We start from the raw sequence: 4,187 nt of genomic DNA on the forward strand, positions 1-4,187 counted from the left end.
GGGTTAGTCTAATTTGATATGTAAAGTTTTCTAAAGACATTCAACATTTCTGGTAAATAGTTACTCAATCTTAAAAAATTACTCTCTATTTTTTTATTTTTAGCTATGTCCATCAAACATCTTTTAAGATTAGTATTTGTTATATTTTCATCAGAATAACTATATTCACAAAAGATTTTTCTAGATGGATTAAGTCTATTCACAATTAAATTACCTTGATGATAAATAAGCGTAAATTGTTCAGGATTTTCTAATTTATTGACATTATAAGCCCAACTTAACGGAACGTTATATTTTTGGCTTAAAATTAGTGTAAGAGTATGAAATTGTTGATATTTATATTCATTAATTAAGTTTTCAAAATCAATAAATAGATTGATATGAGATTGATTTATTTTTGTTTCTATTTCTTTCAATATTTCGCCTTCATAAAAATTTTGCTTTAAATCATTCTTTAAAACCAATAATTTTGAAGGAGTTTTTTTGTTTATTTTATGTTCACTAGAAGGTCTTAATTGATAACATAAATTATTTTGATTTATCCACCATTTTAATAAAGTTCCCACTCCATCTATGTCATCATTTTTAGAAGGTTTTTTTAACCAGAAATAACGATAGGCAACTAGAGGACGATAATGATCATCCATTAATCGAGTTGCTATTGCTAAAATAGCATAATTTTGAAGTTCCCTGGCAATTAAAGCAAGGTCATTTTCTGAGGGAGGATAATTATCATTAATCCGGAGTAAATGGTTATCGACAGCATTAATAATTTCTTTGGGAACTTTTTTGTTTTCCCACCCAATCTCTTTATGAAACCCTGTGGTAGCATATCGGTTAAGGGTATCTGACCATTTGGGTTCTAGGAATTTTCGGGAGAATTCGTAGATTTTAGCTTTTTTGCTTAGCATAATCTCTTTTAAGTTACTGTCAATTGTCTTCTCTTAAACATTCAGAATACAGTTTGTCAGTAATTGTTTTACATTCGTTCAGTTTATTATATTTAGTCTTAAATTGATCATAGGTTTTACTCTCTTCAATAATTGATTTAAGTTTCCTGGCAGCTTGTTCAACTTGTTTATCTTGTATGATGATAGAAAGAACTTTCCATGTCTCTGGACCAAAATCAGTCTCAGAAGGTTCAATATTGTATTGTTTTTGAAATCCGTTAATTGCCTTTAATGTCTCCTTGTCCCATCTATCTGTAATTTCCCCATCATAAATGGCAAGTGGTTGTTTTAAAATCTCTTTTACTTGTTTAATTTCAATATTTTTGACAGGATTTTTATTATCAATTTCATCTGTTTTATAAGTTTGACTTAGTTTTTCCTTCACGGGAGGGGTTAATCCTTTTACATATCCATATAATTGTTCTAATTCTTCCTTGAGTAGAGTCTTGTTTCTATTTTCAAAGAATGCAGTTCTTGTTGCTGATTCTTTGAATTTATTATCATTAAAATTGGGTATTAATTCAATTAATTTTTCTAAATTTTTAATATTTTTTTGTTGGCTATCTTTATTGAAATTTCCAGTTTCTAAAAGATTTAAGTATAAATAAAGCTCGCGTATAGGATTAGAAGAAATAACATCTGATTTATTTTGGGAAATTGAAGAGTACAATACCTTGTCGTACAGCTTAAAATTGTTTTGTATTGGTATTCCTAATCCTACACCTAACAATGTTCCTAATGTTATACTACCTATGGATAAACTAATCATAATTTTCCACATTTGATTAAAACTCCCTTTAAAGTAATCGTTAACGGATGGATGTGAAACTAAAATAGCAAACATAGGATACCATCTTTTTAATATACTTGTATTTTTGGGTTGAACTGGCCAAAGTAGCAAAATGTCTGAGGTTTGGAAGCTATTTGAAATAGTATATTTAGTTAAATGAGATGCTTCTGAAAATGAATCATATTTTAGGAAATTTATGGCAAATTTAGATAAATAATCGTTACTTTTTTCCTCTGGTCTTCTAAAAGATTTAAGAGGAATAATTAAGGGCAACTTAGGGTACTTTTCGGGAATGCTTCTAGGAACTTTGCCTGTGCTTAGTTGATAAAAAAAGGTTGCGATCGCAGAAGTAGATTCATTTTTTATCTTTTCAAAAAACTTAGCAAGTTTTTGATAATTACTTAAATTATTGAATGATGGTATTGACGAAAAACTTTGGGTAGTATGCATTGAATTAAGAAGTAAATTTTTATTTCGTCCTGCTTGTTTTTTCTGTTTTTCTAGTTTCTTCCATAATTCAAAATCTTCATTGATTCTCTCAACAAATTTATTACTTTCTTTTATGCTTAAATCTTGTTTATATTTACATCTTTTCTCAAGCTTGCTAAAGAGTCTCTGGGAGTAAAGAATCAAACATTCTGGATTTGACCACAAAGATTCAGATTGAAAAAATAGCTGTTCAATTCTCTTATGGTTGCTATCTGTATTAGATATCAGCAAATTTAATAACAACTGATTAATGATCTCATCAATCTTATCTTCTAGTTGTAAAAGAATTGGTGTTAGTTGATTCTGAACAGCTAAAGCATTAATATAATCTCCCTCGTCTTTCAAACTTTCAATCCAAATAATAGGAGATATTTTAAAATTGCCAATTTTTAAATTCGGATTTAGTAGTAAAACTAAAGATTTATATCTATCAATTTGAAATTTTTTGTGAGTTTCTAACCAAGTTTCATCAATCAGTTTTCCCCAATCCCACTGTACACTATCACTATAACTTAATTCTTTATTTAATGTAGCTGAATATTTATCAATTCCTTTATTTTCGGCAATTTTTTGTATAGCTTGTTTAAGAAGATGTGTTGATGTCTTTTGAACAGGATCACTACTTAATGAGTCATCAATTCGTTCATCAATAGCAATAAAATGCTTAATATTTTTTCTATTCCACTCAAAAGATTCTTCGTCCGCACAACAAATTAAGATAAATTTATGAGGATTATCTAACTTAAAAATATTCCATGTCCAAGCAATAGGTCGTTTACGTTCTTTTTGTAGATGTAAAGCTAGAGAATGTAATTGTAAATAGCTAGGATGCTGCGATTTTTTTTGCTCTTCTTTAATTATGACAAGATAAGGAGTTTTCTTAATTTGATTGTAGATATCTTCTACCGGATGATAATATTTTTGAAAATCTTCTGGTTGATAAACCTCAGCATTATAATAACCATTTTTATAGTTTTCTTTTTGAAGACTCTCAGTTTCTTGATGAGATTTTAACTCCAAGCAAGGTTCACCTTTACTCTCCCACCATTTAAGTAATGTTCCCACACCATCAATCTGAGTATTTTTTGGCTTTTCTAACCAAAAATAACGATAACCAACCAAAGGACGAGCTTTATCATCGGATAAATTATTAGCTACTAATAAGATAGAATATTTTTCAAATTCTTTAGCAATTAAACTTAGTTTGCCCTCAGTAGGAGGATAGTTATCATTGAGACGAAAAAGATGATTATTAACAGTAGTTTCAATGATTTCAGGAACTCCTGACTTTGGACCAAATCTCAAACCAATCTCTTTCTCAAATCCTGTAGATACCCATTTTCCTTCTTGTATTTTAGGGTCTAAAAGCTTTCTTGAAAATTCACATATTCTGACACTCATAATTTAATTACTCCTCAATCTCTCTTAATTCGGGAAGATCTTTTCCAGTATATAGCCAATAAATGGGAGCGACTAAACCAAAAGGTCGCCATACTTCTTTACGAGCGATGATACCTAATGTTATACCATTTTCTCGACTAGTTACTTTCACATTAGGAGTAGGGGGATCTCCTTTCATCCCAAAAGCAGAACAGAAAAAGTAGTTAATGGGAGAATTCCACTCAACACTCCATTCCTTTAAAACTTGATAGGTTCTAGGGAATTTTAAGCCCATAAATCTTTTAATATTACGACGATGAACCCAAATTTGAGGTTGTTCTGATTTAGTAAAAACAACAGCGAGACGATAATTATTTAAAGGCTTATTGTTGGCTACTAATCTTAAATTTAATTCTGATTTTAAACTGGCTAAACCTTCAGCGTAGATGGTATCTTGTGTAAAAAAAGTACCATCCAAAAGAATTAATAACCCTGGAACTTCTGCATACTCTTCTAAATAGGGTTCTATAGCAATCAGGAATGAGGTGTGAGAAAATGAAAGAATAGTAAATCTAGAC

At 29.7% G+C, this 4,187-nt stretch carries 2 protein-coding genes and 1 pseudogene; all 3 read right to left on the reverse strand.

The genetic code is table 11. The annotated features are described in order from the left end of the window. Positions 1-8: 8 nt before the first annotated feature. The gene (locus P9B04_RS15590) at positions 9-911 is read right to left on the reverse strand and encodes a hypothetical protein (protein ID WP_342055908.1); all 903 of its coding nucleotides are present in this window, start codon (positions 909-911) and stop codon (positions 9-11) included. 19 nt (positions 912-930) lie between these two features. Next, positions 931-3,630 carry a hypothetical protein gene (locus P9B04_RS15595; protein ID WP_342055909.1) on the reverse strand — a complete coding sequence of 900 codons (2,700 nt, stop codon included), beginning with the start codon at positions 3,628-3,630 and terminating at the stop codon, positions 931-933. Positions 3,631-3,637: 7 nt separating this feature from the next. Then, positions 3,638-4,187: pseudogene (locus P9B04_RS15600) on the reverse strand (hypothetical protein); the annotation flags it as partial.

The sequence above is a fragment of the Crocosphaera sp. Alani8 genome (assembly GCF_038442745.1).
Lineage (GTDB): Bacteria > Cyanobacteriota > Cyanobacteriia > Cyanobacteriales > Microcystaceae > Crocosphaera.